Genomic DNA, 26,013 nt, shown 5'->3' on the forward strand with positions numbered 1-26,013 from the left:
TGCGATTCGCTCCAAGCTCCTCACAGTTAAGGTTTGACGAGGTAACCCATGGTCGCGCCAGGCTGCGGGGACCAGCGCAAATATATGTCAACCCGACTACTCGCCGCGGGCTTCCAGCGTCACGAACGGACTCAGCGTGTTCGAACCCTTCAAGGGAATAATGGGCGTGTCGTGAATCGGTTGCCCATTATTCCTGGCGATGAACCGGAAGGCCATTTCATCGGTCAAAAATTTCACGTGCATCGACTCGGCCTCTTCCACGCCGCCCTTGCGGATCAGCAGGTACTGGCTGAAGTCGCCCAGGACGATGTCCCACTTGTCGCCCACCGTTTCACAGAACTCGATGGGTACGATGGGACGACCGAACAGCGTCCCAAAGGGAGCATTCGCGAAAGATCCACCGGGCACGAAAATGGGAGCGTCGCCGACCTTCATGAGCGGAAGCTGGGGCAAGCAGTCCTGGTTCACGAACCATGCGGCCTGATTGACGTCACCCTTGAACCTAGCCAGCATCTTCGTCACGTTCTCAGCCACGATTGTGCCGGCGGTCTGGGCAGATTCTTTGGAGACGGTCACGGGCAAATCGGAGTTGGTGATGCCGAGACATTCACCGACGCCGGAGCCCTGCCAGATTTCGTAATCAAGTTTGAACGCGAGTTGTTCGCGCAGATTGCGCCGGACATACTCAGCCATGGAAACGGCGTCGCGGAGCATGCGGGCGGTTACGTACACGAGCCCGAACATATCCTCTACGCGCAGCTCGCGTTCCTTGAGCGTGGCCTTCCCACCAGCACTCATCGTGTCGGCTTCGCGCTTTCGATAGACTTGGACACCGTTGATCTTACCGTCGGATCTGTCGCGGTCATCGGCAGCGATGTAGACGTATGCGTCTGCGTTCTTCCCAATCGGCTGCTGGGTGCAGCGGGAGGCCAGCACGCCGGTTTCGATGGCGCTGGTCATGATGGTGCGCGCCTTGTCGGCCTCGACCAGATAGCCGCCGTCGGTGTCGATACCGGTGGAGCCACCCGAGGCCGCGTTCACGATCTTCTGATAGCGCTCAGCCGCCGCGCTCTTGGCGGGAGTGGCTGCGCCGGTGGCCATCGCCACGACGTCAAGAAGCTGCTCGCCTAAGTTCTCGTACACGGCAGGCTGATGGCCGATGGAAATATTCATTGTGTCGGCACCCAGCGCGCGAACCATCCCGCTTCGTTCAAGTTGATCGTTGATGCCGTCGATCTCATTGACCAGGGCGTTGAACTGGACTTCTTCGCTGCCGGTCAGCTTCGGCTTTTGCATCAACGCACGAGCGGCCTTGAGCTTTTCGGACCGCTGTGCACGCAGGTTCTGCATGTTGTGAAGGCTCATTCGAAATACTCCTCGTTGGGGCGCCGGGTCACGAAGAGCGGGCGGAAAAGATGTGATGGGCGGGGCCTGGGCCCGGGCCAGAAAGGTTACTTCAACAGAGTCTGGATCAAGCCGACGATGTGCCGAAACACTTCGGGGAAACGCTCCTTGAGCTCTTCCAGCTTCTGCGCAAGTTCGACAGTCTTGGGGGAAAGGCTATTCATATTGTGCTTTTCTCGGCTCATTACATTCCCAGAATTCGCCTGATTGCGCTGGCGTTGCGCCTGACATGGGACAGGGTCACCTGTTCGCCCTCAGGGCCGGACAACTCGTTTGCCACGGTCCGTTTGTCGAAGGCGAAGACGTTCTTTTGCGCCTTCTGCGCCCTTCCCACGGCGATGAGTTCGCGGAGCAATGCCTTGGTCTCGTCGTCACCTCCAGAGGCCGACCTGACCCCCAGCACCCCGTCCGGACCGCGCCGTAAGGGCATAATCGCTTCAGGGCCAGCCTCGCCCATGAGGCCGGCGCCGCGGGCGAACGCAAAGATGGTCGGCTGAGACACGATGCTGTTCGCGTAGGCGTGAAGCCCCGCGCTTTCGAAGACGTTGCCCTTGGCGTTCACGGACATGAACCGCGAGAGCTCGCCAGCGTAGTTGAAGCCGGAACTCGCAGATCCGGCCGCCACCGATGCGCCTCCGGTGAAATACGATCCCGCCATGGACATGCCCGCCTTGAGCAGACCGCCAAGCCAATCATACGATTCGGCCGCCATGCCCCGGAACGCCAGGCGGGCGATTTCAGCATTGATGCTCGTCACGAGGTCCGCGAACTCGAGCTTGCCGGTTTTGACGAACTGCACCACGGCATCTTCCATCCCTTGGAAGGCCATGCCCATAACCTCTTCGACGTTCCGGGCGTAATCCGTGGCGCTGTCTAAATATGCCTGCATGGCGCGCGTTGCTCCGTCTTGCCAGTCCCTGGAGAACTTGAGCTTTTCGGCGGATACCCATTGAGCAACCGCCACTTCATCGGAGCCTGCCTTGATGTAGGCCGCCGCCTGGGCGTCGATCTGGGACAGCTTGAACTCCGTCTCTCCGAGCACCACGGCCTTGAATTTGTCGGCGAACTCGGTCTGCAGCTGCAGATCCTTGGTCAAAGCCTGTTCCCTGGACGCCACACTGTCCGCAATGGCCTTGATGCGGCGTTCGTCGTAGGCGTTGCCCCATGCGTCGATGGCCTCGGCTGCCTTGCGCCCGTCCACCAGCATCTTCTGATAGGCGCGGGCCTTCTGCTCGGCTTCGCGGGCCGCGGAGCTGGAGCCGGCCACGCTAGAGACTGCCGGTAAATCTGGGGCAATGGGTGCTGATGCGGTCCGCACGTCGGCACGGTTGACCTTGCCGCGGTAGGTGCTCTCTCCGGCCAGATTCAGCATTTTCAAGCGCTCTTCTCGGTCTGCCGAGAGGAAGCGCGGACTCGACATGGTTTCACCGATCCAGAACATATCCTTTCGAATCCGCGAAAGAGAGTTGGCCTCGTCGGTCATCTCCTTCAGGGCCGCAGTTATCGCGTTGATGCCGGCAACGGCCGGCTCGCTGTAATAGAGGTTCGCCTTGAAGTCCGACCACGCCCCAGACAGGCGATTGACCGCCGCCTGACCGCTCTCAAGCGCTGCGGTCTCGGCTGCGGCGCCGTAGGCTTTGTGGATCTCGTCTGCCAGTTTGGGGAGCAGATCCGTGGCCAACACCTCACCGTCCTTGAGCATCTTGTTGAGTTGCGCCGTGGTCACGCCCATGGCCCGGGCCGCCAGCGAGAAAGCACCGGGGAGGCGCTCACCAAGTTGGCCGCGGAGCTCTTCTGCCTGCACGTTGCCCTTGCTGATCATCTGCCCGAGGGCGCGCAAGGCGCCTTCGGTGTCGGCTGTGGACATACCCAAGGCTGTACTGGCCTCGGAGATAGCGGAAAACACCTTGCGCACCGGTTCGCCTTCGAGCGCTGTGCCGCGGGCTGCGGCCGAGATCGACTTGAAGGCCGGGGCCAGGTCGTAGAAGCTCTGACCCAGGCGATCCGACTCTCCGCGCAGGTACTCGATGAAGTCGGCGGCACCGTACTCGCTGCCCGCGATGGCCACGAACGAGCGCTGCAGGCTATCCAGTGCAATTCCAGCGTCGAGAACTGCTTTTGGAAGCATAACCAGTTCGGCCGCAACCCGGGCAACGATCATGCCGCCAGCCACGCTGAGCGCGTTCAGGCCGCTAGCGGCCTGGTGGCTAGCTCCGGCCACGCTGGCGATGCTGGCCGCGCTCATGCCCATTTGCTGCCCTAGTCGCCGCACTTCAGTGGAACTCAACCCGGCCGCGCTAGCAATGCGGCGCAGGGCCTGTTCCTGCGCGTTGGCGGCCGAAGTTTGCACCATGCGTGACTGGAGCTTGGAAAACTCGGTCTCGGACAGGCCCGTCAGCCTGCGCAGATGCCCCAAGTCCACGCCGATGGCGCTGAACTCCTTGCCGGTCAGCTTGGAGGCGTTGGCAAGGGTACTCAGGTCGCGCGTGAGGCCGTTGATGGACTGCTTGAGCTGTGCAGGCGAGAGGGCGTTGTTCAGGGCATTGGACATGCCCTGCGCCTGCTGAGTGACAAGATCTTTCGCCTCTCGCAGCTCCTTCTTGAGCTGCGTGGCGTCGCCCTTGATTTCAACGTAGATGCCGGAAATTTTAGCCATGAAAACCTCCCAGTCCGGCCAGCATCAGGACTCGTGCGCGCTGGGTCATGTTGACGTCTGTCCTTACCGAGGCTTGCGCGGACACTTTTGACTGACCATCGACGTCGATCTTGAAAATTCGATCCACGAATCGATGCGCCAGGGCCTCGGGCGCCGTGAACCACGTTTCTGAGGCCATCCAGTCGCGAATCTGCTTTTCGCTTTTTCCGGTCTTCTTGCAGTAGGATGTGACCAGGGATTCATTAGCTTTTTCGAGCATGTCAGCGTAAGCGCGCATGTCCTTGGCCTCACCGGACAGGGCTCCCCACGCATCGTGGATCATCCACCAGGCCCCCTCTGAGATTTCCACTTCGTCAGCAGCAATAGCGACGCACGTGGCGGCACTGGCAGCGTAACCATCGACATGCGCGATGACCTTGGCCTTGTGTTGCTTGACAGCAGTGCGCATAGCTTCGGCGTCGAATATTGCCCCGCCAGGCGAATTGATGCGGATGTGGATCGTACTGGCCAGGATGCCGGAAAACTCTGGTACCCAAACCTTGGGGTCGATACCGAACCATCCGCCGATGGCGTCGTAGACGTAGACCGTGGCCTCGTCCTTGGCAGAATCGAAGAAAGGGGGAGGAGATACGAGGGCCGGCTTGCCGCTCCTGACTCGCTCCCGGGCGTCGGACTCGGACCGGGCCAGCAGTTCGCGTGCGCTAATGTGTGTGGCGGTCATGGGACTCCGCCTTGCGGAAGTGTGTAGCCGCGCATGAAGTTTTCCGTCAGGGCTTTGGCCATATCCTCGTCACTCAAGCGGCCGTCTGCGACCATGAGCAGGAGAGCTTCGAGCAACTTACCCTGCGGCTTGCCTACTTGGGCCGCCATGACCTTCAAGCGCCTGGCCGTGGCTTCGGTCATTCTGATTGTGTGTCTTTTTTCCATTTCGGCCTCCATGCTTCGGACATTGGAGACATTTCAGACAAATTTCCCCCTCGAACTCGTTCACGGTCACAGGCCGCCGAATCCCTTGGGAGTCGAGGCGGGTTTCTTTGCGCCGATGCGGGCCGCCGACGTTGGAGTCAGGCCGAACTCTGCCAGGAGGCTTTGCAGGTGCCGCATTGCGCTGTCGCGCATGGCCACGGCGGGGTTGGCGCGTAGGAGCAGGCTGCCGGCCTCCGTGGTTGTCTCGATGATCCGGCCATGCTCGGTGATGAGCAGATCACACTGGTCTATTTCCTCCAGGCGCATGGCGGCCAGGGCCAGGGTCCCGGTAAACGTCGCAGAGTCCAGACCGAGCTGCGCAACGCTTTCCTTGAGCGCCGCGAAGTGAACGCGGGCTGCCTCGGACAGACCTTCCGGCGCGGTCATCGGCGTTTCATCCTGGCCACCGGTCGCGCCCGAAGCCCGGCACTTTTGGAGCGTTCCCTTGATGAGTTTCAACTGATCGGGCAGTTTTTTTCTTCCTTTCGACATATCTTCCTCCATGAGGGACTTTTACCCCCCAATTTTGCACGCACGAAAAAAAGAGAGCCTACGACGGTCTGCGGGGCGAAGCCGTGAACTTTTGATGCCCCCCGGGCCGCACCACGGTGCCCGCCCTGCATCCTGACGCGCCACGTCCTGGGCCCTGGCCGCAGCCGTGGCCGTTGGGTCATGCTTCGCGCTCGGCCTCTCTGCGGGCCTTTCGTGCTCGTTCCTTGGGGTTCAGCTTTGCGTCCGCTGCGACTCCACAAATATGCCTGTAGGTGCATCTGAGTTCGGCCACGATCTCGCCGTAGGTCTGGCCCTGTTCGAGCCGTTCGATGATCCGGGCCTTCAATGTCGTTGGTTTGGCCGCCGCGCTCGGCAACATGAGTTCGCACCCGACGAACTCGGCTTGAAGGATCTCTGCGGCCACGTGGCCGATGATATGCGTGAACTTGTCGAGCCTGCGGGCGACGTAGACGCTTCGGCCAGGGAAGGCGGTCAAGAGCTTCTGTGTCGCGTCCACACCGATGAGGTCTTCGAGGTCCGGTCTACTGATCCAGATTGACGCCATGCCTATTTCTCCCTGCGCTGCTGCGCTGCTTTGAGTTGTTCCAGCTCAGCCTGGATCTTCTGGATTGCCTGCCACAACGTCCGCGTCCGGGAGTCCAGCCGGGAGTCCAGGGCCTGCACTTCATCTTCGAGCGTCTGGACACGCTCGGGGAGGGTCGGCGCGGTCATTGCGGAAGCCCCACGGTCTGCAGGCTTTGAGCGTATGCCGTGTAAAGCCCGGACCAGATTGCCGCGGGCCAAGTTCTCGGGATCTCCAGTCCATGCCAGCCCATGACCCTGAAGCCCTCTTTGCCGTGGCATTTCTCGACGCGCTCCAGCAGGCCCCTTGCCTGGTCCGGGGTCAGCTCCGGGAAATACTCAACCTTTGGCGCCAGCGTCGGCCAGCAGTCACGGACGCCGGCAATGGCCAAGTTCAGGCGCTTCAGCTTTTGCGGCGTGAAGAACGGTTCAGCCACCACGACAAGCCACTTTCCAGCCCTGGCCAGGGTCCAGCCCTCAAAAGTCAGGATCTCGCGCAAATACTCGACGGCTGCCCATTGTTCGACGGCTTCGCGGTCTGCATCCATCGGCGCAACGTGCCAGCTCCAGGGGTCTTTCCGAAGTCGTTCGAGGATCTGGGGCTTGTGCTCCAGGACGATGGGCCTGAACTCTTCCACGACTTCAGGCGTCCCGATCAGTCGCACCTTGTCGGGAGAGGCAAGGCGGATCTGAACGCCACGCTCTTCAGCCTGACGAATGATCTCTTCAACATGGTCCATGATCACACCTCCATTTCCACGCGCTTCGGTTCAGCCGATTTTTCTTTCTTCAAGAGCAAATCACCCCCGGAAGTTTGCGGAAGGAAGGTCCCCTTATATAAGGGGACACTTCCGCTTCCTTCCGCTGTTTCACTTCCGTCTTGGGCGGAAGAAACTTCCGAAAACTTCCGTTCGCTTCCGAACTTCCGCCCCTGTCTTTCGGTGATGGCTGCCGTGACGTTGGCAAAGTGAACTTCCGCGCCTGGTCCGGCGAAGGAGACGATCAGTCCGTCCGATTTGATCATGCCCAGTTCGATCAGCCTTGCAGATCCATCTTGAAGCGCCATGCGTTCGGCGCGGTCTGTTCTTGCCGGGTTGCGCTGCGTGTACAGATCCTTGTGCGTGGTCCTGAGGTCGTCCAAGGCGACGTAGGGGCGTCCTGTGGCGTCGTCGATCTGCCCGTGTTCCATGGTGGCCTCTTTGATGGCCTCGAAGACAAGGGCAGCGCTCTTGGGGAGTTTGCCGCCGTCCGCCTTGGGCCTCTTCTCTGGCTCCACCAGGCCGGCGGAAACGAGCGTGCCCGAGTCGTACCGGAGCCAGACCGGAACTTTTGCCGCCGGCGGAACTCGGTTTCCTTTGGTGATGGCGACTTGGACAAGGTGCAGGCGTTCTTCCAGATCCTCGATGCCGTGGGCGGTCGCTTCCTCGGCGGTCATGCCGCGCATGGTTATCTCGAAGCGCAGGGCGTCCGTGAGGGCGCCGCCGCCTCGGGAACTGTGACTGCCCAGTTCTTTGGCGTTCGAGAGCGCCTTTGTGGAATGGGCGAGCAGGATGCAGGTTGCGCCGACGGTCACGCCCAGATCGTCAACCGCCCGGCCAAGTGCCCGCTGGTCCGCCTGGTTCAATTCGTCGCCCTCTGTCAGCCCCAGAGCAGGGTCCAGCCCGACCAGCACGACGCCTCCAATGGCCTGAATTTTTGCAATGAGGGATTGATAGAGGGGGGACTTCTCGACAACGCCCCGGGGGCTCTTGGTCAAAAGCCGCGTGTCTTTGCCGGCCAGGGGGTAGACGATCAGGTTCTTGGCTATCAGCTCTCGCTCGCGTGTGGTCATGCCGTAGCAGAGCCGGTGCAGATCCTCGTGGAACTCCGCGTGCGTGTCCTCGGTCAGGACCAGCACCACCTTGCCGGTGCGCTCAACCTCCCAGCCGTCCATGGGCAGGCGGCCCGTGATGCAACCGACGGCCAGGGCCTTGAGCAAGGTTGTCTTGCCGGTGCCGCCAAGCGCCGCAAGGCCGCCGCCCCGGCCAAAGGGCACGCGCTCAGTGAAGAGCCACTTCATGGGCTCGGGCTTCGTCACCAGCATGGCCGCGATGTCCGCCGGGCTGTCCCAGATGCTTGCCGCCTGTGCTGCCCGGGCCGACTCGATGCAGGCTTTGACCGCCCCGATGCCGCGGGCAATGGCCAGGTCGTTGAAGTCGGTGCCCGCGGCCGCCGTCCACCCCGGCCCGAAGTTCGGCACGGCCAAGAGCCCGCTGCAGGCCTGGGCGGCCTCCATGGCCTTCGGGTCCGGTTCGCCCGTGTCTTTCTTCAGATCTGCCAGTAGGACGATTTGCGCCGCCGGATACTTCGCCCGGATGGCCTGGGCCACCTTCGGCATGTTCGTGTTGCATGAGGTCATGAAGCCGGCGACGTTGCGACCGACAAGGGACTCCAGCGCACTGAGCACCGTAGCAGCGCCTTCGCCTACCAGCACCGTGTCCGGGGCTTGTTGCGGGGCACTGAGGCACCCGTGGGCGCCCGTCTTTGTCCCTGGCCCGGCAAGCGCCGCCTTGCGCCCGGACTCGTCTACCATTTCCACGGTGCAGGGTCCGGACTCTCCGAAGCGTTCCAGGGGGATGACCAGCACGCGCCCGGTCAGGGGTTCGCCGGCGGCGTTTGGTTGATAGCCAAGGATGCGCTGCAGCTCGGCCGCGCCGATTTCCAGCATGGACGGGGCAGGGCGCACCCGCTTGCGTGTGAGGTAAGGATGATCTGGCCGCGCCGGTTGAGCCGCCGTGATGATAGCCGCGGACCACGCCCGCGCCTGGGCTTTGACGCGCTCGGCCTCTTCGGCGTTCTTCCTGGCCGCCTCTTCCCTGGAGCGCCGCCGCGCTTCGACTTCCTCGGGGGTCATTTCCCGCGCCGGTGTGTCGTCGCTCCATCCTGCGTCCCGGGTCAGCTTGAAGAGAGTCCCGATTGTGATGCCGCGCCCCTGGCCGAAAGAGCGCCATGTCTCCAGCGCCGATGCCTCACGATAATTTGAGCCGGTTCGGCTCCATTCGTCCCAGAGGGAAAAGCCGTCCTCGCCAAGTTCGTCTTGGATGGCCTGGCCGATGCGCACCCATGTATCCCGGTCGCAGTCCGGGTCCAGCACGGCCAGGGCGCTTTCAATCCGTGGGCGCTCGTCCATCTGCTTGGGTTTGGCCTGTCTGCCGCGGTGCGGATCATGATTCAAATCGATGGCCATGCTTCCACCCCCCGAGCCTGGGCCAGGCGCTGCAGGCGGGTTGCTTCCGCCATTTCGGCGTCAGACTTCGCCAGGGCCTTGCCCAGCATGGATTCAAGGCGCACGATCTCGGCCGCCAGTTGACGGGCCTCTCGTTCCGCGTCCGCCCAGCGTTGGAGGTGAACAAAATAAAGTTCCTTGAGCATATCGATGGGCTCAGGAATATCTTGACAATCAAGGCAATTTGCTTCAAGGTCATCTTGCGGATTTTGGATCACCCCGCGATAGTCCCTGAAGCCTCGGCCTGCCACGCCGGGGCTTTCTTTTTGTGCGGTCATGGTCGCCACCTCACGCACGGCGCTCATCGGCCAGGCGGTCAATCAGGGCATCAATCTCAGACGCACGCCACGCCGTTGTGCGCTCACCTAATTTGATGCCCTTGGGGTAACGGCCGGTCTTGACTCCGTCCCACCAAGTGGTTCTGGAGACCGGGAAAATCTCGAGAACTTGTTTAATGCGCAGGAGGCGGTCAGGATTGACTGTGGGCTGGACGTACTCGGCTTGGGTTTCGTTTCTCATCGTTCACCTCGTGGAAAAAAATGGACGTCCGGGTCTTGAGTGACCGTGAACGTCCATTTGAAACGATAGAAACCGAAATAAAAAAACCCCAAAACCTATTCAGCAAAACTAACCGATAAGGTTTAATGGGTTTTAAATTATAATTATTAATAATTTCAGTTTATTTTCGCGGCTGAAAGAAAAAAACCTATTCAGTCTTTCTCGGTCTTCCTCCTTTATTTTTCGAGTCATCGGGCATGGTGTTCCATACTTGCCTGAGAATTCTGTCTGAAATTTGGTGATCCCGAAACGATGTAGACTCAACCAAGTGCTGCCGTAATTCGGCGCGAGTGACCGCGCGGTCTTGGGCCTGAGCCTGACCTGCCAAGAGTAGGGCCGCCTTCGTCAGCTCTTCAAACATTTCCGTCTGTGGATGAGTGGATGGAAATTCTTGCTTTTCATTATTCTCCAGGCTGACGGGATGGGCCGGCAATAAATCGGCAGTCACTTCCCGGCATGGTGAATTGATACCAACCATGCGTTCATAATCTTCGACTTCCGCAAGGCTAAAAAAACTTTCGCGCAGTCTGCTCCCCAGCGTGGCCACGTCCACGCCGCCCGTCGCCGCCACCCGATCACAAATGCATCCGCCGCCGTCGCACTCATCACGGCTGCAGTACCCATAGTTGAGACTACAACTGGGAAAACCGTTGCCGTCGCAACCCCAGCACTCTAGGCAGGAGCGGCCGTGGACCTGCCGGGCACCATCTGCGGACCTGAATGTACCGAGGCCATTTTTCCAAGCCTCAATCAGCCGGAAAGGCATGGCCCGCCAGCGCACCAGGAGCGCTTCTCCGGTGATACAGTCAGAGATTGTGGGAGGCGTTGAATAGACTTTTGGGTGATCCAGTTCGGCTTCGGCGGCCAGGACCTTCTTTTCGTATTCCAAAACCTCTCGCATGAGAAATGAAGCCATGTTGACACGGTCAATTCTAACCGAGTCATTTTTACGATGGCATGTGTGCTTGTTTTGGTGAAGATTGCAGATCTTTCCAAACGATGGGTTTTCGCAGTACAGACACGGGTCAAGATGTTTTGTGGGTCGCTTGGTACATTCCTCCCCGCGCAGGGGAATTGTATCAACTGGAATTAGATCGCCGTCTCGGAGAGCTCGAAAAAGGTTCATGCGACTACCTTTCCAACGATCGATGAGCTCTCGCCCCGTAATACTAGGTTCCAACTCGCCGCCGGCAGATCCTGATTGGAAAAGTTCTATTTTGGCAGAATCACGACCAGTTGGGATTGATTGCGATACAAGCCCATGCGTTTGCTCGTATGCCAAAATCTCTTGGCCACGAAACTTGGCCGCTAGAACCCGCTCGATGCGTTTCGCACCAGTCCACTCGCAACAAAGCGTCTTAATAGATAGCCTGCATGATCTATACATGTCTGTCGCGCTAACGCCGGAAGAATTGAAAGGCATTGGGTCGCCACCTTCGCAATACAAACATGGATCAATATCTTTTGTTCGTGGCTCCAGCGTAAATTCATTGACAGGGCAGATCTCTCCATCCTTCAATAGTTGGACAAGCTCTCCGATAACCATGTCCCACCTAGGCAACAACTCCGCCCCAGTGAACCACTTTTGAAGTGGTTGGCTTTCAACTCGCGATTCAAAACGTTCCCCTGGCCCTAAGGCGTCTTCGTCAAGAAACCATTTGTTTTCCTCATAAAGCCATTGGTCTTCTTCCTCCTGCGAAGGCCGTCCGGGACCAACGCCGGATCTTTCTTCGTATTCAAGTAGCTCCTTGAAGGAGAAAATAGCCTCAGCAACTCGTTGCACACGTTTCTCGGGTCGCCAATTGTCATAGCAAGTTTCAGCGGGACCTAAATGCCGACATGCTTTTGTCCCCCATCCCGTACCATCATCTTGACCACCAATGCAGTATAGGCACGGAGCAACTTCCTTTGTTAACCGGGTCCCATCCTCTGGACTGACCGGTACAAGTTCGCCTCGCTCCATAGGTCCGTAGATCTCAAAGGGGAGGGCGCTCCACCGCTTGATGATCTGGGCCCCTGTGATCCATTTTTGCATACATCTGCCCCTTTGCCCCGTTGTGAAGATCCAGGGCCAGGCGCAACCGGGGCAGGTCATGCGCTTTTCGGACGGGGCAATTACTCCCGGCCTAGGCCCTGGAAAAAGAGTCATCTACTCAGATAATTCTGAAAGCGGGGTGTGATGTCTATGACCTGCGCCCTGCGCTCATTGGTCAACTGTCGCGCTGTCTTCTCTTCGGGCTTCCGATAGCGGCCGGCTTCATAAATGGAGAGCCAAGCCTGCTGAACTGAACGCCAAGCAATCCAGCTTAGTTCGTGGCCTGCCCCTGCCTGACTTAGGTCAATCTGTATCCGCTCCCGTATTGCGAACTTGGTCTTACGCAAAACCTCGAGCTCACCTTGTGTCCAATGGTAGTTTCCGCGCTTGTTGATCTGAACTTCTGTAATTTCAGCCTCGTATTTCTTGCACGATTCCTTGATACTTTCGACAAGAGCCTTGATTTGTTCCTCGGTCAGCCCCAACTCTCGGCCAGCAGAATAGACGGCACGAACGGACTTTCTGCAAGTCCCTTCGATGAGCCTTTTTTCATAATCTTCCATCATGACTGCGCCTCCCGCTTCTGCTCGATGATGCGCGCCCGGCAATACTGCCCAGCAATCCCTTCCTCGCGGTTCTCCTGGCTGTGGTTGTGGGCGTTCAAGATGACCTTCCCCACCTGCCCGTCAACGCACTCAACCGCCTGGGCCATGACGCGGCGCTGATGGTCAAGCAATACCTCCAAGACCTTGACGCAAAGGACCGGGTGCCCTTCGTCCGGGACGAATTGTCCGTCTACACCTCCAAGGATCTCCACGAAAGCCTGGATCGGCTCAGTTGCTTCGGAAAACACGTCCATGATGCCCTTATCCCAGGTCAGATTTGTGTAGTCGATGGACTTGCCTTCGCCGCTGTCGTTCAATACTTCGCGAATAGCCATGATGAACCTCCCTTCGGTTCGTTGTGGTAGGCCCGGGACCGGTGTGCCAGCACCTGCCCGGGCCGCTTTGATTTCGTCCTGGCCACCGTGGCCAAAGTCGGAAATTATTTCTCTCCCGCTGCGTGGTGCAACGGAATGACCTGCGCACCGTCCCTCAGTTTGTCGAGAAAGTCCGCCCATGCCTGCATCATCTTCCTGCGCTCGGGCAGGTACTGCGCGAAATTGTAGGCCGCCCGCACACCGTCCCTTTCCGCGTGCGCGAGCTGTCGCTCGATGGCGTCACGGTTCCACCCCTGCTCATTCAATAGCGTGCTGGCCATGGATCTGAAACCGTGGGCGCACTGCTGTTGTCTCGTATCATACCCCAGATAGCGCAGGGCAGCGTTGATCGTGTTTTCCGACATTGGCCGGGCCGACACCCTGCCCGGGAAGAGGTACTTGCCGTTGCCGGTCAGGGGGCGCAGATCCTCGATGATGGCGATGGCCTGCTTCGCCAAGGGCACGATGTGCTGCACCTTCATCTTCATCTTCTCGCCCGGTATCCGCCATTCCCTGCCCTTGATGTCGACTTCCGCCCATTCCGCGTGGCGAAGTTCGCCAGGACGAACGAACAGGAGCGGAGACAGGCGCAGCGCGCACCGGACGACATGAGAGCCCTGGTAGCCCTCGATGGCCCGGAGAAGTTGCGCGATGTCTTTGGGATCTGTCAGACTGGCGTGATGCTTGTGGCGCACTGGTGTGAGAGCGCCTTTCAGGTCGGCGGAGTTGTCCCGCTCGGCCCTGCCGGTCGCCACGGCGTAGCGGAAAACTTGGCCAATGACTTGGTGCATCCTGTGGGCAAGGTCGGTTGCGCCCCTGTTCTCCATGATCCTGAGAACGCGCAGGATGTCCTGCGGCTGGATGGAGTTGATGGGCTTATCACCGAGAAAGGGGAAGATGTCTTTTTCGAGACGGCGAAGGATCTTCGCGCGGTGGACTTCGCCCCACTTTACTTGATGCTTTTCATGCCACTCACGGGCCAAGGGCTCGAAAGCATCGCCGGTGGGCGCGTCAAGTTCTTTGCGGGGGTGAATGCCCTGGGCAACGAGCTTGTTGTACTCCAAGCAAGTCGCGCGGGCGTCGGCCAGGGAAATTTCGGGGTAGGAGCCGATGGAGAGCAGGATGGTTTTGCCCTTCATCATCTTGCGATAGCGCCAGAGCTTTGAGCCGTTCTTCTTGACCGCGAGATATAGCCCGTTGTGGTCAACGATAAGCAGGTCTTTTTCCTTCGCCCTGGCGTTCCTGATCTTGGTATCAGTCAACGGCATCTTGCATACGCTCCGTGGCTCAAAATGATTTACGGGAAGGCCCGTCATTTCTGGATTTCGGAGATTTCTTGCATACGAAACACGTCGTCCGCGCCCCGTATACAAACCGGGTATGCAAAAAATAGATGGATGTCAAAGGCCCAAACGGGCAAAAGGGACTTCCTCGGACTATGCGCCCTCAGACTATCCCTTGATTTTATTGCCCTTTTTTACAGAACGGATCCTGTCGGACTTTTATATGGTACCGGAGGCGAGACTCGAACTCGCAAGAGGTTGCCCTCGGTGGATTTTGAGTCCACTGCGTCTACCATTCCACCACTCCGGCGTGAGGTGACTCAATTAGTGAAGGGGCATGGCAAAGTCAACCGGATTCTTGGGGAAGTCCGGGCTGTCGGGCTTTGACCGCGGCGGGGTGTTGTGGCAGACAGGGCCGGTCACTACACGTCTGATCCGAGGATGACATGCTGAGCGAAAAATTCCTGAACGAATTCGAAGAATACCTGACCTCCGGCCGCCTGGAGGAGGATTACGGCTACTCCGACGAGGACCGCAAGATCGAGATCCTCGAATACCTCGAACGCTTCATGGACCTGGCCGAGGAGGTCGACAAGGTGGCCACGAAGCTCCTCATGCCGCACCTATCGGAAGTCTTCCCCGACAAGACGAAATAGCCGGAACCAGCGCGTCTTTCCCGCCACGGCATAGTCCTTCTCGACGTCCAGGGCGAAGCCCTCGACGGTCTCGCCCGTGGCCTCGTTGCTCATGACCAGCACACGGCCGCCGGGGGCGAGGTAGCCGCGGACCTCGGCCAGCAGCTTTTTCCACGGCATGAAGGCGCGGCTGACGATGAGCCCGGCCTGGCGGCGGGCCTGTGGCAGGGCCTCCATGCGGGCGCAGAGGACACGGGTGCGCGGCAGGCGCATGTGCGCTGCGGCCTGCTCCATGAACAGCGCGCGCTTCTGCCTCGGCTCCACCAGCCAGTAGTCCCCGGCTGTCCAAAAGACGCGCAGCGGGATGCCCGGCAGACCCGCCCCGGCGCCGAGGTCCAGGGTTTCGGCCGGCTGGGGCTCGATGGTCTGCAGCAGGTCGGCCAGATGCCAGGAGTCCTGGATCAGCGTCTCCAGGATTTCCTGCCAAGTGGCCGGGCCGACGAGATTCATGCGGCTGTTCCATTTGACCAGCAGGCCGAGGTACACGGCCAAGAGGCCCGCCTGGTCGTCCGTCAGAGCGCGGCCGAGCCGAGCTGAGGCGGCGGCCACCCGGGCCGCGTCGAGAGTTTCGTTCATGATCTGCCCTGTCCGTTTCGGATCTTTGCCCCCCCGTGGCCGCGGCTCGGCCCGGCGGGGGATTTCCCCCTTTACCTGCTGGGGTGCTGCGGATACAAGCAGCACAGTTTTTTGACTGGAGGAACAATGAATATGGTAAGCATCGTTTTTCCCGGCCAGGGCTCCCAGGAACCCGGCATGGGCCGTGATCTGGCCGAGCACTCCGCCGAGGCCATGGAACTGTGGAAAAAGGCGGAACGCCAAAGCGGCCTTCCCCTGCGCGAAATATACTGGGACGGCGACGAAAGCGCCATGGCGGCGACGCGGAATCTGCAGCCCGCTCTGACCGTTGTCAACATCAACCTCTGGCGCTTCCTGGCCGAAAGACTCAGCCCCGCTGGTGCCGCCGGGCACAGCCTGGGCGAATACTCGGCCCTGTGCGCGGCCCAGGTCCTGCCCGAGGACCAGCTCCTCGAACTGGTCTGCCTGCGCGGCAGGCTCATGGACGAGGCCGCCAACCAGGACGGCGCCATGGCCGCCATCCTCAAGCTGGAACAGGCCCAGGTGGAATCCTTGGTGGCAGCCGCCGCCGCGGCCACGGGCCAGGAGATCCGCATCGCCAACTACAACACCCCGGGCCAGTTCGTGGTCAGCGGGCACGCCCAGGCCGTGGACCACGTCTGCGCCGGGACCAAGCCTCTCAAGGGCCGCGCCATGACCCTGCCGGTCAGCAACGCCTTCCACTCGCCCTACATGAGCGAGCCCGGCGCCGAGCTGTCCAGATACATGGATAAGCTGGACTGGCGGGACCCGAAGATCCCCGTCTACCTGAACGTCACGGCCAGGCCCGAGCCCTCCGGCGCGGCCCTGAAAGAGGTCATGAAAAAACAGATGACCTCTTCCGTGCTCTGGACCCAGACCATCGAGAACCAGTACGCCGACGGCATGCGCGCCTTCATCGAACTGGGCCCCAAGGGCGCCCTTTCGCGCATGATTTCGCAGATCCTGAAGGACCGGGACGGGGTCAAGACCCTGGCCGTGAGCACCATCGAACAGTCGGCCGCCATCGAGGAGACCCTGGCATGAAAGCCAAAAACTACATTTTCGAAAAACTGACCGCCTTCATGGCCTCCAAGGGCTTCGAACTGCCCGCCAAGACGACCATCGAGGCACCCAAGAGCGAACAGCACGGCGACATGGCCACCAACATCGCCATGGTCATGCCCAAGGAGAAGGGCCAGAACCCGCGCGCCCTGGCCGAAGGCATCAAGGCCGAACTGCTGGCCGCCTGCCCCGAGATCGAGGGCATCGACATCGCCGGCCCCGGCTTCATCAACTTCACCTTCAAGCCCGCCTTCTGGCAGGACGTGGCCCTGACCGCCCTGGAAAACGGGTCGAATTTCGGCCGCGTCGACGTGGGCAAGGGCCGTCGCGTGCAGGTCGAGTACGTCTCGGCCAACCCCACGGGCCCCCTGCACATTGGACACGGCCGCGGCGCCGCAGTGGGCGACAGCCTGACGCGCATCCTGCGCTTCACGGGCCACGAGGTCGAGACCGAGTACTACCTGAACGACGCCGGCCGTCAGATGCGCCTTCTGGGACTGGCCGTGTGGGTCCGCTACCAGCAGGCCTGCGGCATCGAGATCCCGTTCCCCGAGGACTGCTACCGCGGCGACTACATCAAGGACATCTCCGCGGCCCTGCTGGCCGAAAAGGGCCGGGCCCTGCTGGACCTGCCCGAGGAGGAGGCCCTTGACCTGTGCTACGAGCGCGGCATGAAGGACATCCTCGACGGCATCAAGAAGGATCTCGTCGACTTCCGCGTCGAGCATCAGCACTGGTTCTCGGAGAAGAGTCTGGTCGACGGCGGCCAGGTCGAGGCGACCCTGAACCGCCTGCTGGCCGAGGGCCGCGCCTACGAGCAGGACGGCGCCCTGTGGTTCCGCACCACGGAGTTCGGCGACGACAAGGACCGCGTGCTGCGCAAGTCCGACGGCCTGCTGACCTATTTCGCCTCGGACATCGCCTACCACGACAACAAGATCGGCCGCGGCTTCGACCTCATGGTCGACGTCTGGGGCGCCGACCACCACGGCTACGTGCCGCGCATGAAGGCGGCCATCGAGGCCATGGGCAAGGACCGCGAGGCCCTGCAGGTCATCCTCATTCAGCTCGTCAACCTGATCCAGGGCGGCGAGCAGATCGCCATGTCCACCCGCGCCGGCAAGTTCGAGACCCTGGCCGACGTCTGCGCCGAGGTTGGCGTGGACGCGGCGCGCTTCATCTTCCTGTCGCGCAAGAGCGACTCGCACCTGGACTTCGACCTGGACATGGTCAAGCAGCAGTCCATGGACAACCCCGTCTATTACGTGCAGTACGCCCACGCCCGCATCAGCTCCCTGCTGCGCAAGGCCGCCGAGCAGGGTGTGGAACTGCCCGAACCGTCGCGCGAGCTGATGGCCCTCCTGACCACGCCCGAGGACAAGGCCCTGTTCAAGGCCCTGGACGCCTTCGAGGACACCATGGAGCTGGCCGCCCGCACCCTCTCGCCCCACCACGTCAGCCATTACCTGATGGAGCTTGCCGGGCTGCTGCACCGGTATTATACCGTGCACCACATCCTCTCCGGCGAGGACCAGGACCTGCTGCGGGCCCGCATCCTCCTCTTCCGCGCCGTGGCCGGCGTGATCGCGAGCGGCCTCGACCTGCTGGGGGTGCATGCCCCGGAACGCATGTAGCCGCATCCAGGGAACCATGATCACACGCAAGACGAGCACAGCAAAAAAAGGAAAGGACTCCAAGGGGTTCACGTTCCAGCTCGGCCTGACGGGCTTCATGTCCCTGGCCGTGCTGGTCGTCATCGGCATGGCCTGGTCCTTCATCCTGGGGGTCATCGTCGGCCGCGGGCACCAGCCCGAGAAGATGGCCATGGACATGGCCCGCCAGGTACTCCCCGAAGACTTCCCGCTGCTGACGGAAAAGAACGAGGAAGTGCTGAAGAGCGAGGAGCTGGAATTCTTCGAAAAGCTGAAGCAGGGGCCGAGCTCCGTGCCGCCGGCGCCGCCGGCGCCGCCCAAGGCTGCGGCCGCGCCCAAGCCCCAGAACGCGACCACGGCGACGGCTGCGGCCGTCAAGCCGCAGTCCGCCATCGAGGCCGCCCTGCAGTCGGCTGCCCAAGTGGCCGGCCAGGTCGCGCCCCAGGCTTCCCAGACCGCGACCGAAAACGCCAAGGGCGAGGTCTTCGTCTTCAACTATCAGGTCGCGGCCCTGGTCAGCATGGAGCAGGCCCAGACCTTCCTGAAGAAGCGCGACCTCTCGGGGTTCAAGACCACCGTGGTGCAGGCCGAGCACGAGGGCAAGACGTGGTTCCGGGTCTACGTGCATCACCAGGGCACCGTGGACTCGGCCGTGGGCCTCAAGGAACAGCTCAAGGCCAAGGGCATCGACAACATTCTGCTGCGCTCGCGCACACCGCTGTAAATCACTCCGGGCGGGCCCGACCATCCAAAGGCCCGCCCGTCTTTCGACGGAGATCCCCATGTACGATGAATTTTTCGATCTCGGCCCCGCTCAGGGCCGGAACATTTTCGTGCTGCCCGTTCCCTACGAGGGCACGGTCAGCTACGGCACGGGCACGCGCCTGGGGCCCGAGGCCCTGTTTCGGGCCAGCGTGCAGATCGAGTCCTACGACGCCGAGCTGGACCTGGACCTGACGGACCTGGCCCACTTCACGCCCCTGGCCCCCGTGGACCCGCCCAAGGGCGGCCCCGAGGCCCTGCATGGGGTCATGCGCCGGCGGCTGGAGGAGTTCGACGCCCGCCGCGACTTCATCCTGACCCTCGGCGGAGAGCACTCGATCCCCCTGCCCCTGTTCGAATTCTACAAGGCCGCCCACCCGGACCTGGTCATCCTGCACGTCGACGCCCACGCCGACCTGCGCGAGAGCTACGGCGACACGCCCTACTCCCACGCCTGCATCATGGCCCGCGCCCGGCAGCTCTCCATCCCCCTGGTCCAGCTCGGCATCCGCTCCCTGTGCCGTGACCAGCGCGACTTCATGCGCGCCCAGCCCAAGTCGGAACTCATGACCATGTTCGCCTGGGACCTGCCCTCGCCGTGCGAGGCGGCCGAGCGCGTGCGCGCCTTCGTCGGCGAGCGCCCCATCTACCTGTCCTTCGACGTGGACGGCATGGACCCGAGCGTCATCCCCGGCACGGGCACGCCCGAGCCCGGCGGCATCGCCTACGCCTGGATGAGCCGCTTCTGGAAGGAGCTCTGGCTCGACGGCATGGGCCCGCGCCTGGTCGGCATGGACATGGTCGAGCTCTCGCCCGTCCACGGCTCGCAGGTTTCGGAGACGGCAGCGGTCAAGCTCATCCAGCGCATCCTCGTCAGCTGGCTCGGGCAGGGATGATGGCGCCCGCAAACGGCCAAGATCTCCCGGCCCTGCGGGTCGAGAAGCTGCTCTGGCGCGGCCGGGGCCTGGCGCGCCTGGAGTCGGGGCAGGTGGTCATGCTCGAGCCGGGCGTGCTGCCCGGCGAGGTCGTCGATGCCCGGGTGATCAAGGCCTCCAAGGATTTCCTGCAGGCCGAGGCCGTGCGCGTCACGGAGCCATCGCCCCTGCGCGGCGTCCATCCCTGCCCCCACGCCGCCCTGTGCGGCGGCTCGCGCTTCGGCATGGTCAGCCCGGAAACGGGCCTCGCCCTCAAGACCGACATCCTGCGCGACGCGCTGAGCCGCGCCCTGGGCCGCAGCCACGGCGCGGCGCTGCCGGAGATCGGCGTGGTTGCGAGCCCCCGGGGCTGGCGCTACCGCTGGCGAGGCCAGATCCATGTCCGCGGCGGCCGGCCCCATGCCATGGCCCACGCCAGCAACGACCTCGTGCCCCTGACGGACTGCCATCTCCTGGCCGATCCCCTGGCCGCGGCCATGCCCGCCCTGGCCGCCGACCTGCCCGACGGCCGCTTCACCATCGCGGCCAGCCCAGAAACGGGCCAGGCCGCCACGGAGCGCGACTCGCTCCTCCTGCCCTTCTCCTTCCCGGACTTCGGACTGACCCTGGAACTGCCGCCATCCACCTTCTTCCAGGCCAACTGGGAGCTGAACCAACTTCTGGTGCGCGCCGCCGTCGACGCTCTCGAAGGCTTCGACCGCATCGCCGACCTCTTCTCCGGCGCCGGCAATTTCGCCTTGCCCCTGGCCAGCCTGGGACGGACGGTCCTGGCCGTGGAAGGCTCGGCCGAGGCCGTGGACACCGGAACGCGCAACGCCGCAAGGCTCGGCCTCGCCTCGGTCCGGTTCCGCGCCGCCAACCTCTCCAAGCCGGCCCCATGGAAGACCGTGCGCGACTTCGCCCCCCGGGCCGCCATCCTCGACCCGCCCCGGACGGGCGCCAAGGGCGTGGGGCAGACCCTCGCGGGCATCGGGAGCCTGAAGCGGCTGGTCTGGGTGTCCTGCGACGTGGTCAACACCATCCGCGACGCGAAGCCCCTGCTGGACGCCGGCTGGCGCCTCTCGTCCCTGCGCCTCTTCGACATGTTCCCCGGCACCTGGCACATGGAGGTGCTCATGGTCCTGGACCGCCCCTGAAGCCGCTGCCGCTTCGGGGACTTGCGCCGAAGGGCGCGGACCTGTAGGAGATTTTGCTCACATCACATTGCATGGAGGGTCCATGATCGCAGAGGGCATCAACAGAATCTGGCTCAAGCATTACGATCAGGAAGTCAGTCCGAACCTGGACTACGAAATCATCCCCCTCTATGAGGTCCTGGAACGCGCCGCCGTCAACCATCCCGACCGGCCGGCCATCGTCTTCAACAACTGGACCGTCACGTTCAAGAAGCTCAAGCGCCTGGTGGACCTGTGCAGCGCCAACCTGAAGAAGGCCGGCATCCAGCCCGGCGAGCGGGTGGCCATCATGCTGCCCAACTGCCCCCAGACGGTCATCACCTACTGGGCCTGCCTCAAGCTCGGGGCCGTGGTCGTCATGACCAACCCCCTGTACATGGAGAAGGAGCTGGTCCACCACTTCAACGACTCCGAAGCCAGGACCCTCATCACCCTGAACCTGCTCTGGAAGCGCATAAGCGGCCTGCGCGACAAGCTGCACCTCAGGCGCATCTTCGTCACCTCCATCGCCGACTGCCTGAGCTTCCCCCTGAATTTCCTCTACACGCTGAAATCCCGGCGCGAGTACAAGCTCGAACCGATCCCCTACGACGGACAAACGGTCCTGCCCTGGAAGGGCCTCCTGAAGCGCACGGCCATCCAGGACCCGCACCCCGTGGACCCCGTGAAGGACCTGGCCGCCCTGCAGTACACCGGCGGCACCACGGGCGTGTCCAAGGGCGTCATGCTGACCCACGCCAACCTCTGCTACAACGCCCAGCAGGCCAAGGCCGTGCTGCACACCATCAAGGAGACGGGCGAGACGATCCTGGGCCTGCTGCCTTTCTTCCACATCTACGGGCTGACGGTCTGCGTCAATTTCGGCACCCTCATCGGCGCGACCCTCGTGCCCATGGCCAAGTTCGTGCCCCTGGACGTGCTGAAGACCATCCACAAGAAGCGGCCGACCATCTTCCCCTGCGCGCCGTCCATCTTCATCGCCCTGCTGCAGCAGAAGAATCTGGAGAAGTACGACCTGTCCTCGGTGCGCTACTGCATCTCCGGCTCGGCGCCCATGCCCGTGCCCATCATGGAGAAGTTCAACAGCCTGACCAACGGCGCCAACATCGTCGAGGGGTTCGGCCTGACCGAGGCCTCGCCCATCACGCACCTGAACCCCCTGCGCGGCAACAGCAAGAACGGCTCCATCGGGCTGCCCTTCCCGGACACGGACGCGGCCATCGTCGACATGGAGGTCGGCTCCCTGCCCCTGCCCGTGGGCAAGATCGGCGAGCTGGTCATCCGCGGGCCGCAGGTCATGCAGGGCTACTGGAAGCGGCCCGACGAGACGGCATCGGTGCTCAGGAATGGCTGGCTCTACACCGGCGACATCGCCTACATGGACGAGGACGGCTATTTCTTCATCGTCGACCGCAAGAAGGACCTGATCATCACCGGCGGCTACAACGTCTACCCGCGCGAGATCGACGAGGTCCTGCACGAGCACCCGGCCGTCAAGGAGGCCGTCAGCGTCGGCATCACGCACCCCACGCGCGGCGAGATCATCAAGGCCTACATCGTCCTGCGCGAGGGCCACAGCCTGAGCAAGACCGACGTCCTGGCCTTCTGCCGCGAAAAGCTGGCCAACTACAAGGTGCCAAAACAGGTCGAGTTCCGCGACGACCTGCCCAAGAGCATCGTCGGCAAGGTCCTGCGCCGGGTCATCCGCGAGGAGGAGGAGCGCAAGGGGCACGACGCCGACGAGTTCGAGCCCGACATGGAGATGAGCGCCGACGGGAACGGGGAGCCTTCGAAGAAGGACAAGCGGGCCAAAAAGAAGAAGAAAGGCGACAAGCCGTCCTCTTGACACCCCCGAGAGCGGTCCTTATTTTCACCACGCAAAGGGGAGTAGCTATCGGTCGCGGGATGTCCCGCACCGACCCGCGGTTCGTCAGTACGGCGCACAAGCCCGGACCCGGGAATCCGACAACCGTCGAGATCAGCAAGACCTTTATCCCAGCATCGCCGCGGATAAAGGTCTTTTTCATTATCCGCGGCTCAACAGGAGAGATTTGATGAACCAGATAAAGACCACGCTTCTGCTGACCATGCTCACCGTCCTGCTGGTCGCCATGGGCGGCGCCATCGGCGGCAAGACCGGCATGATCATCGCCTTCCTCATCGCCGGCGGCATGAACTTCTTCGCCTACTGGAACTCGGACAAGATCGTCCTGAAGATGTACAACGCCCGCGAGGTGACCCGCGCCGAGAGCCCGGACTTCTACGGCATCGTCGAGAACCTCGCGCGCAAGGCGAACATGCCCATGCCCAAGGTCTACGTCATCCCCTCGGACACGCCCAACGCCTTCGCCACGGGCCGCAACCCGCAGAACGCCGCCGTGGCCGCGACCACGGGCATCATGCGCATCCTCTCGCGCGACGAGCTTGAAGGCGTCATGGCCCACGAGCTGACCCACGTCATGAACCGCGACACCCTGATTTCGACCATCGCCGCGACCATCGCCGGCGCCATCGCCATGCTCGGCAACATGCTGCAGTGGGCGGCCATCTTCGGCATGGGCCGCAGCGACGACGAGGAGGGCGGGGGCGGCATCTTCGGCGCCCTGGCCATGGCCATCATCGCGCCCATCGCGGCCATGCTCATCCAGATGGCCGTGTCCCGCTCGCGCGAGTTCATGGCCGACGAGGGCGGGGCGAAGCTCTGCGGCAAGCCCAAGGCCCTGGCCAGCGCCCTGACGAAGCTGCAGCAGGCCGCGACCATGGTGCCCATGCAGGAGGCCACCCCGGCCACCTCGCACATGTTCATCGTCAACCCCCTGACCGCGTCCAGGCTGGCCAGCCTCTTCTCGACCCACCCGTCCACCGAGGACCGCGTGGCCCGGCTCATGGCCATGTAACCGCATCGTCATTTCAGGCCCCTCCGGCGTCGTCCCGCCGGAGGGGCTTTTTCCAGTTGACCGTTGCTCAGTCTCCCGTGAACACGGGGAAGTCTTCCCGGCCGATGCGCCTCCCGAATCGCCTTTCCCCGCTTGCCTCCATCCACCGAAGCACCTAAAAGGGGCATTCGGCCACAACGTTCAGCCACCCGTGCCCAACCATGACACTACGCGCCGCATTCATCCTGCTCTGTCTGGCAGTCCTGAACCTCGCCGCCCCCGCGGGCGCCGCCGGGCCTTACGAAGTCTCCCTGCAGGCCTTCCGCACCGACGACCCCGCAGCCCCGGTGCTCGGCGTGGTGACGCTCACCCCCGCCCCCGAGTGGCATGCCTACGGCAACGTCCAGGGGCCTTCGGGCTTCCCTACCACCGTGACAGCCCAGGCCGACGGCGCCGACCTGAATGCCCTCTACCCGCCGGCCGAACCCGGGCCCGACCCCATCGACCCGAGCCTGACCGTGGAACTCTACAACGGGCCGACCCCCTTTTTCCTGCCCATGACCAAGGCGCCGGCCAGATTGACGGCCCGCCTGAACGCCCTGCTCTGTTCGGCCACCACCTGCCAGCCCCTGCGGGAGGACCTGGAACTCGCGGTGACGGACCCGGCCGGACTGCCCCGGGCCGAGGACCAGCCGTGGTGGCCCCGATACCTGCTGTCCACTCCCGGAGCCGCCGAGTCGCTGCCCGAGACTGCCGTCGAAACACCTGCTGACGCCGAGACGCCGAAGCCTGCCGTGTCCTTCAGCCCGCGCTATTTCGCTCCGGGCCTTGAAGTCCACACCCTGTCCAAGGCGGCGGGCCTGGCATTCCTGGCCGGGCTGATCCTCAATTTCATGCCGTGTGTGCTGCCCGTCATCACCCTGAAGCTGCGCTCCTTCATCCCGGCCGCATCCGGCATGCCCGCGCAGCAGCGGCAGGCCTTCCGCGCCCACAACCTCTTCTTCGCCCTGGGCATGATGCTCTATTTCCTGATCCTGGCCGGCATCATCGCCGCCACGGGCATCGCCTGGGGGCAGATATTCCAGCAGCCCTCGGCCATCATCACCCTGACGGCCATCGTCTTCGCCCTTTCCTTAAGCCTGTTCGGCGTCTACGACCTGCCCCTCATCGACCTCAAGGGCAAGGCCACCGGGGTCAAGCACCACCCCAAGCTCGAGTCCTTCACCACCGGCGTCCTGGCGACCGTCCTGGCCACGCCCTGCAGCGGGCCGTTCCTGGGTGGGGTCCTGGCCTGGGCCCTCATCCAGCCGCCGAAAATCATCGCCCTGGTCCTGAGCTGCATCGGCCTCGGCATGGCCTCGCCCTACCTGGCCATGGCCCTCATGCCCGGCCTGTACCGCTTCCTGCCCAGGCCGGGGGGCTGGACGGTGCACCTGGAACGCCTTCTCGGCTTCCTCCTGGCGGGCACCTGCGTCTACCTCTTCGGGCTGCTGCCGACTTCCGCGTACCTGAACGTGCTCATCCTCCTGTGGACCATCGCCGTGGCCGCGTGGACTTGGGGGAAGCTCACCAACCTGAATCAGTCGAGGCTGCGCAGATGGGCCATCCGTTCCGCCTGCCTGGCCCTCGTGGCCACCGTCTCGCTCCTCCTCTTCCGCCCGACCGCCCAGCAGGACCCCTGGCAGAACTTTGAGATGTCCCGGTTCCAGAGCCGACTCGGGCAGGAAAACCTGATCCTCGACTTCACCGCCGACTGGTGCCCCAACTGCAAGTTTCTTGAAAAGACGGTCCTCAAACCCGAGAACAGCGTCCGCATCGCCAAGGATTTCAAGGCAACGCTGCTGCGCGTGGACCTGACCCGCCACGACCCTGAGCTCATGGCCCTCCTGGAAAGCCTGGGCTCCAAATCCATCCCAATCCTGGCCATCTTCCCCAAGGAACGTCCCGAAAGCCCCCTGGTGCTGCGCGATCTCTTCACCAGCGGGCAGCTCCAAGAGGCTCTGGAAGCGGAACTGCGCCCCTGAAGCGCGATCCGGGAC

General features: G+C 62.5%; 25 protein-coding genes and 1 tRNA gene. 9 read left to right on the forward strand and 17 right to left on the reverse strand.

Going from position 1 to position 26,013, the window contains the following annotated elements; genetic code table 11:
• Window positions 1-96: 96 nt before the first annotated feature.
• From ACZ5AC_RS07680 to ACZ5AC_RS07755, 16 genes are all read right to left on the reverse strand, one after another.
• Window positions 97-1,365 carry a phage major capsid protein gene (locus ACZ5AC_RS07680; protein ID WP_464250358.1) on the reverse strand — a complete coding sequence of 423 codons (1,269 nt, stop codon included), beginning with the start codon at window positions 1,363-1,365 and terminating at the stop codon, window positions 97-99.
• Window positions 1,366-1,588: 223 nt separating this feature from the next.
• Window positions 1,589-4,060 carry a phage tail tape measure protein gene (locus tag ACZ5AC_RS07685; RefSeq protein ID WP_464250359.1) on the reverse strand — a complete coding sequence of 824 codons (2,472 nt, stop codon included), beginning with the start codon at window positions 4,058-4,060 and terminating at the stop codon, window positions 1,589-1,591.
• On the reverse strand, window positions 4,053-4,781 hold the full coding sequence (locus ACZ5AC_RS07690) for a head maturation protease, ClpP-related (RefSeq protein WP_464250360.1): 729 nt from the start codon (window positions 4,779-4,781) through the stop codon (window positions 4,053-4,055). The genes ACZ5AC_RS07685 and ACZ5AC_RS07690 overlap by 8 nt, the downstream gene beginning before the upstream one ends.
• Window positions 4,778-4,987, reverse strand: coding sequence for a hypothetical protein (locus ACZ5AC_RS07695; protein ID WP_464250361.1), 210 nt, complete (start codon window positions 4,985-4,987; stop codon window positions 4,778-4,780). The genes ACZ5AC_RS07690 and ACZ5AC_RS07695 overlap by 4 nt, the downstream gene beginning before the upstream one ends.
• A 66-nt stretch (window positions 4,988-5,053) precedes the next feature.
• Window positions 5,054-5,413, reverse strand: coding sequence for a P27 family phage terminase small subunit (locus tag ACZ5AC_RS07700; RefSeq protein ID WP_464250362.1), 360 nt, complete (start codon window positions 5,411-5,413; stop codon window positions 5,054-5,056).
• A gap of 283 nt (window positions 5,414-5,696) precedes the next feature.
• Window positions 5,697-6,083 (reverse strand): hypothetical protein, encoded by a 387-nt coding sequence (locus ACZ5AC_RS07705; RefSeq protein WP_464250363.1) that lies wholly within the window; start codon window positions 6,081-6,083, stop codon window positions 5,697-5,699.
• Between the two features lie 2 nt (window positions 6,084-6,085).
• Window positions 6,086-6,250 (reverse strand): hypothetical protein, encoded by a 165-nt coding sequence (locus ACZ5AC_RS07710; protein ID WP_464250364.1) that lies wholly within the window; start codon window positions 6,248-6,250, stop codon window positions 6,086-6,088.
• The gene (locus ACZ5AC_RS07715; protein ID WP_464250365.1) at window positions 6,247-6,840 is read right to left on the reverse strand and encodes a hypothetical protein; all 594 of its coding nucleotides are present in this window, start codon (window positions 6,838-6,840) and stop codon (window positions 6,247-6,249) included. The genes ACZ5AC_RS07710 and ACZ5AC_RS07715 overlap by 4 nt, the downstream gene beginning before the upstream one ends.
• A gap of 2 nt (window positions 6,841-6,842) precedes the next feature.
• On the reverse strand, window positions 6,843-9,326 hold the full coding sequence (locus ACZ5AC_RS07720; protein WP_464250366.1) for an AAA family ATPase: 2,484 nt from the start codon (window positions 9,324-9,326) through the stop codon (window positions 6,843-6,845).
• A complete protein-coding gene (locus ACZ5AC_RS07725) occupies window positions 9,311-9,643 on the reverse strand; it encodes a hypothetical protein (RefSeq protein WP_464250367.1) in 333 nt (110 codons plus the stop codon). Before ACZ5AC_RS07725 ends, ACZ5AC_RS07720 begins: the two co-directional genes overlap by 16 nt.
• A 10-nt stretch (window positions 9,644-9,653) precedes the next feature.
• The gene (locus ACZ5AC_RS07730; RefSeq protein WP_464250368.1) at window positions 9,654-9,884 is read right to left on the reverse strand and encodes a helix-turn-helix transcriptional regulator; all 231 of its coding nucleotides are present in this window, start codon (window positions 9,882-9,884) and stop codon (window positions 9,654-9,656) included.
• Between the two features lie 187 nt (window positions 9,885-10,071).
• A complete protein-coding gene (locus ACZ5AC_RS07735; protein WP_464250369.1) occupies window positions 10,072-11,958 on the reverse strand; it encodes a hypothetical protein in 1,887 nt (628 codons plus the stop codon).
• A 110-nt stretch (window positions 11,959-12,068) separates the two neighbouring features.
• Window positions 12,069-12,524 carry a hypothetical protein gene (locus tag ACZ5AC_RS07740; protein WP_464250370.1) on the reverse strand — a complete coding sequence of 152 codons (456 nt, stop codon included), beginning with the start codon at window positions 12,522-12,524 and terminating at the stop codon, window positions 12,069-12,071.
• The gene (locus tag ACZ5AC_RS07745; RefSeq protein WP_464250371.1) at window positions 12,521-12,898 is read right to left on the reverse strand and encodes a hypothetical protein; all 378 of its coding nucleotides are present in this window, start codon (window positions 12,896-12,898) and stop codon (window positions 12,521-12,523) included. The genes ACZ5AC_RS07740 and ACZ5AC_RS07745 overlap by 4 nt, the downstream gene beginning before the upstream one ends.
• Before the next feature lie 104 nt (window positions 12,899-13,002).
• The gene (locus ACZ5AC_RS07750) at window positions 13,003-14,205 is read right to left on the reverse strand and encodes a tyrosine-type recombinase/integrase (protein WP_464250372.1); all 1,203 of its coding nucleotides are present in this window, start codon (window positions 14,203-14,205) and stop codon (window positions 13,003-13,005) included.
• Between the two features lie 239 nt (window positions 14,206-14,444).
• Window positions 14,445-14,530: transfer RNA gene (locus ACZ5AC_RS07755), tRNA-Leu, on the reverse strand.
• A gap of 136 nt (window positions 14,531-14,666) precedes the next feature.
• On the opposite strand from ACZ5AC_RS07755, the gene ACZ5AC_RS07760 reads away from it, so the two are divergent.
• Window positions 14,667-14,876 (forward strand): hypothetical protein, encoded by a 210-nt coding sequence (locus tag ACZ5AC_RS07760; RefSeq protein WP_464250373.1) that lies wholly within the window; start codon window positions 14,667-14,669, stop codon window positions 14,874-14,876.
• Here ACZ5AC_RS07760 and ACZ5AC_RS07765 read toward each other — a convergent pair.
• Complete coding sequence (locus ACZ5AC_RS07765; protein ID WP_464250374.1) at window positions 14,844-15,491, reverse strand: 16S rRNA (guanine(527)-N(7))-methyltransferase RsmG; 648 nt, start codon at window positions 15,489-15,491, stop codon at window positions 14,844-14,846. The two genes, ACZ5AC_RS07760 and ACZ5AC_RS07765, sit on opposite strands and share 33 nt — an antisense overlap.
• 126 nt (window positions 15,492-15,617) lie before the next feature.
• Between ACZ5AC_RS07765 and ACZ5AC_RS07770 the strand changes: the two genes are divergently transcribed.
• From ACZ5AC_RS07770 to ACZ5AC_RS07805, 8 genes are all read left to right on the forward strand, one after another.
• A complete protein-coding gene (locus ACZ5AC_RS07770) occupies window positions 15,618-16,556 on the forward strand; it encodes an ACP S-malonyltransferase (RefSeq protein WP_464250375.1) in 939 nt (312 codons plus the stop codon).
• Window positions 16,553-18,208 carry an arginine--tRNA ligase gene (gene argS, locus ACZ5AC_RS07775; protein ID WP_464250376.1) on the forward strand — a complete coding sequence of 552 codons (1,656 nt, stop codon included), beginning with the start codon at window positions 16,553-16,555 and terminating at the stop codon, window positions 18,206-18,208. The genes ACZ5AC_RS07770 and argS overlap by 4 nt, the downstream gene beginning before the upstream one ends.
• A gap of 16 nt (window positions 18,209-18,224) precedes the next feature.
• Window positions 18,225-18,950, forward strand: a complete 726-nt coding sequence (locus tag ACZ5AC_RS07780; protein ID WP_464250377.1) for an SPOR domain-containing protein — start codon at window positions 18,225-18,227, stop codon at window positions 18,948-18,950.
• A 58-nt stretch (window positions 18,951-19,008) separates the two neighbouring features.
• On the forward strand, window positions 19,009-19,884 hold the full coding sequence (gene speB / locus ACZ5AC_RS07785; protein ID WP_464250378.1) for an agmatinase: 876 nt from the start codon (window positions 19,009-19,011) through the stop codon (window positions 19,882-19,884).
• The gene (locus ACZ5AC_RS07790) at window positions 19,884-21,059 is read left to right on the forward strand and encodes a class I SAM-dependent RNA methyltransferase (RefSeq protein ID WP_464250379.1); all 1,176 of its coding nucleotides are present in this window, start codon (window positions 19,884-19,886) and stop codon (window positions 21,057-21,059) included. Before speB ends, ACZ5AC_RS07790 begins: the two co-directional genes overlap by 1 nt.
• Window positions 21,060-21,141: 82 nt before the next feature.
• Window positions 21,142-22,944, forward strand: coding sequence for a long-chain-fatty-acid--CoA ligase (locus tag ACZ5AC_RS07795; RefSeq protein ID WP_464250380.1), 1,803 nt, complete (start codon window positions 21,142-21,144; stop codon window positions 22,942-22,944).
• 205 nt (window positions 22,945-23,149) lie between these two features.
• Window positions 23,150-23,995 (forward strand): zinc metalloprotease HtpX, encoded by an 846-nt coding sequence (gene htpX / locus ACZ5AC_RS07800; RefSeq protein WP_464250381.1) that lies wholly within the window; start codon window positions 23,150-23,152, stop codon window positions 23,993-23,995.
• Window positions 23,996-24,195: 200 nt separating this feature from the next.
• Window positions 24,196-25,998: a protein-disulfide reductase DsbD family protein gene (locus tag ACZ5AC_RS07805; RefSeq protein WP_464250382.1), complete on the forward strand. Its 1,803-nt coding sequence runs from the start codon at window positions 24,196-24,198 to the stop codon at window positions 25,996-25,998.
• The last annotated feature ends 15 nt before the right edge of the window (window positions 25,999-26,013 follow it).

Source organism: Desulfomicrobium aestuarii (assembly GCF_055385525.1).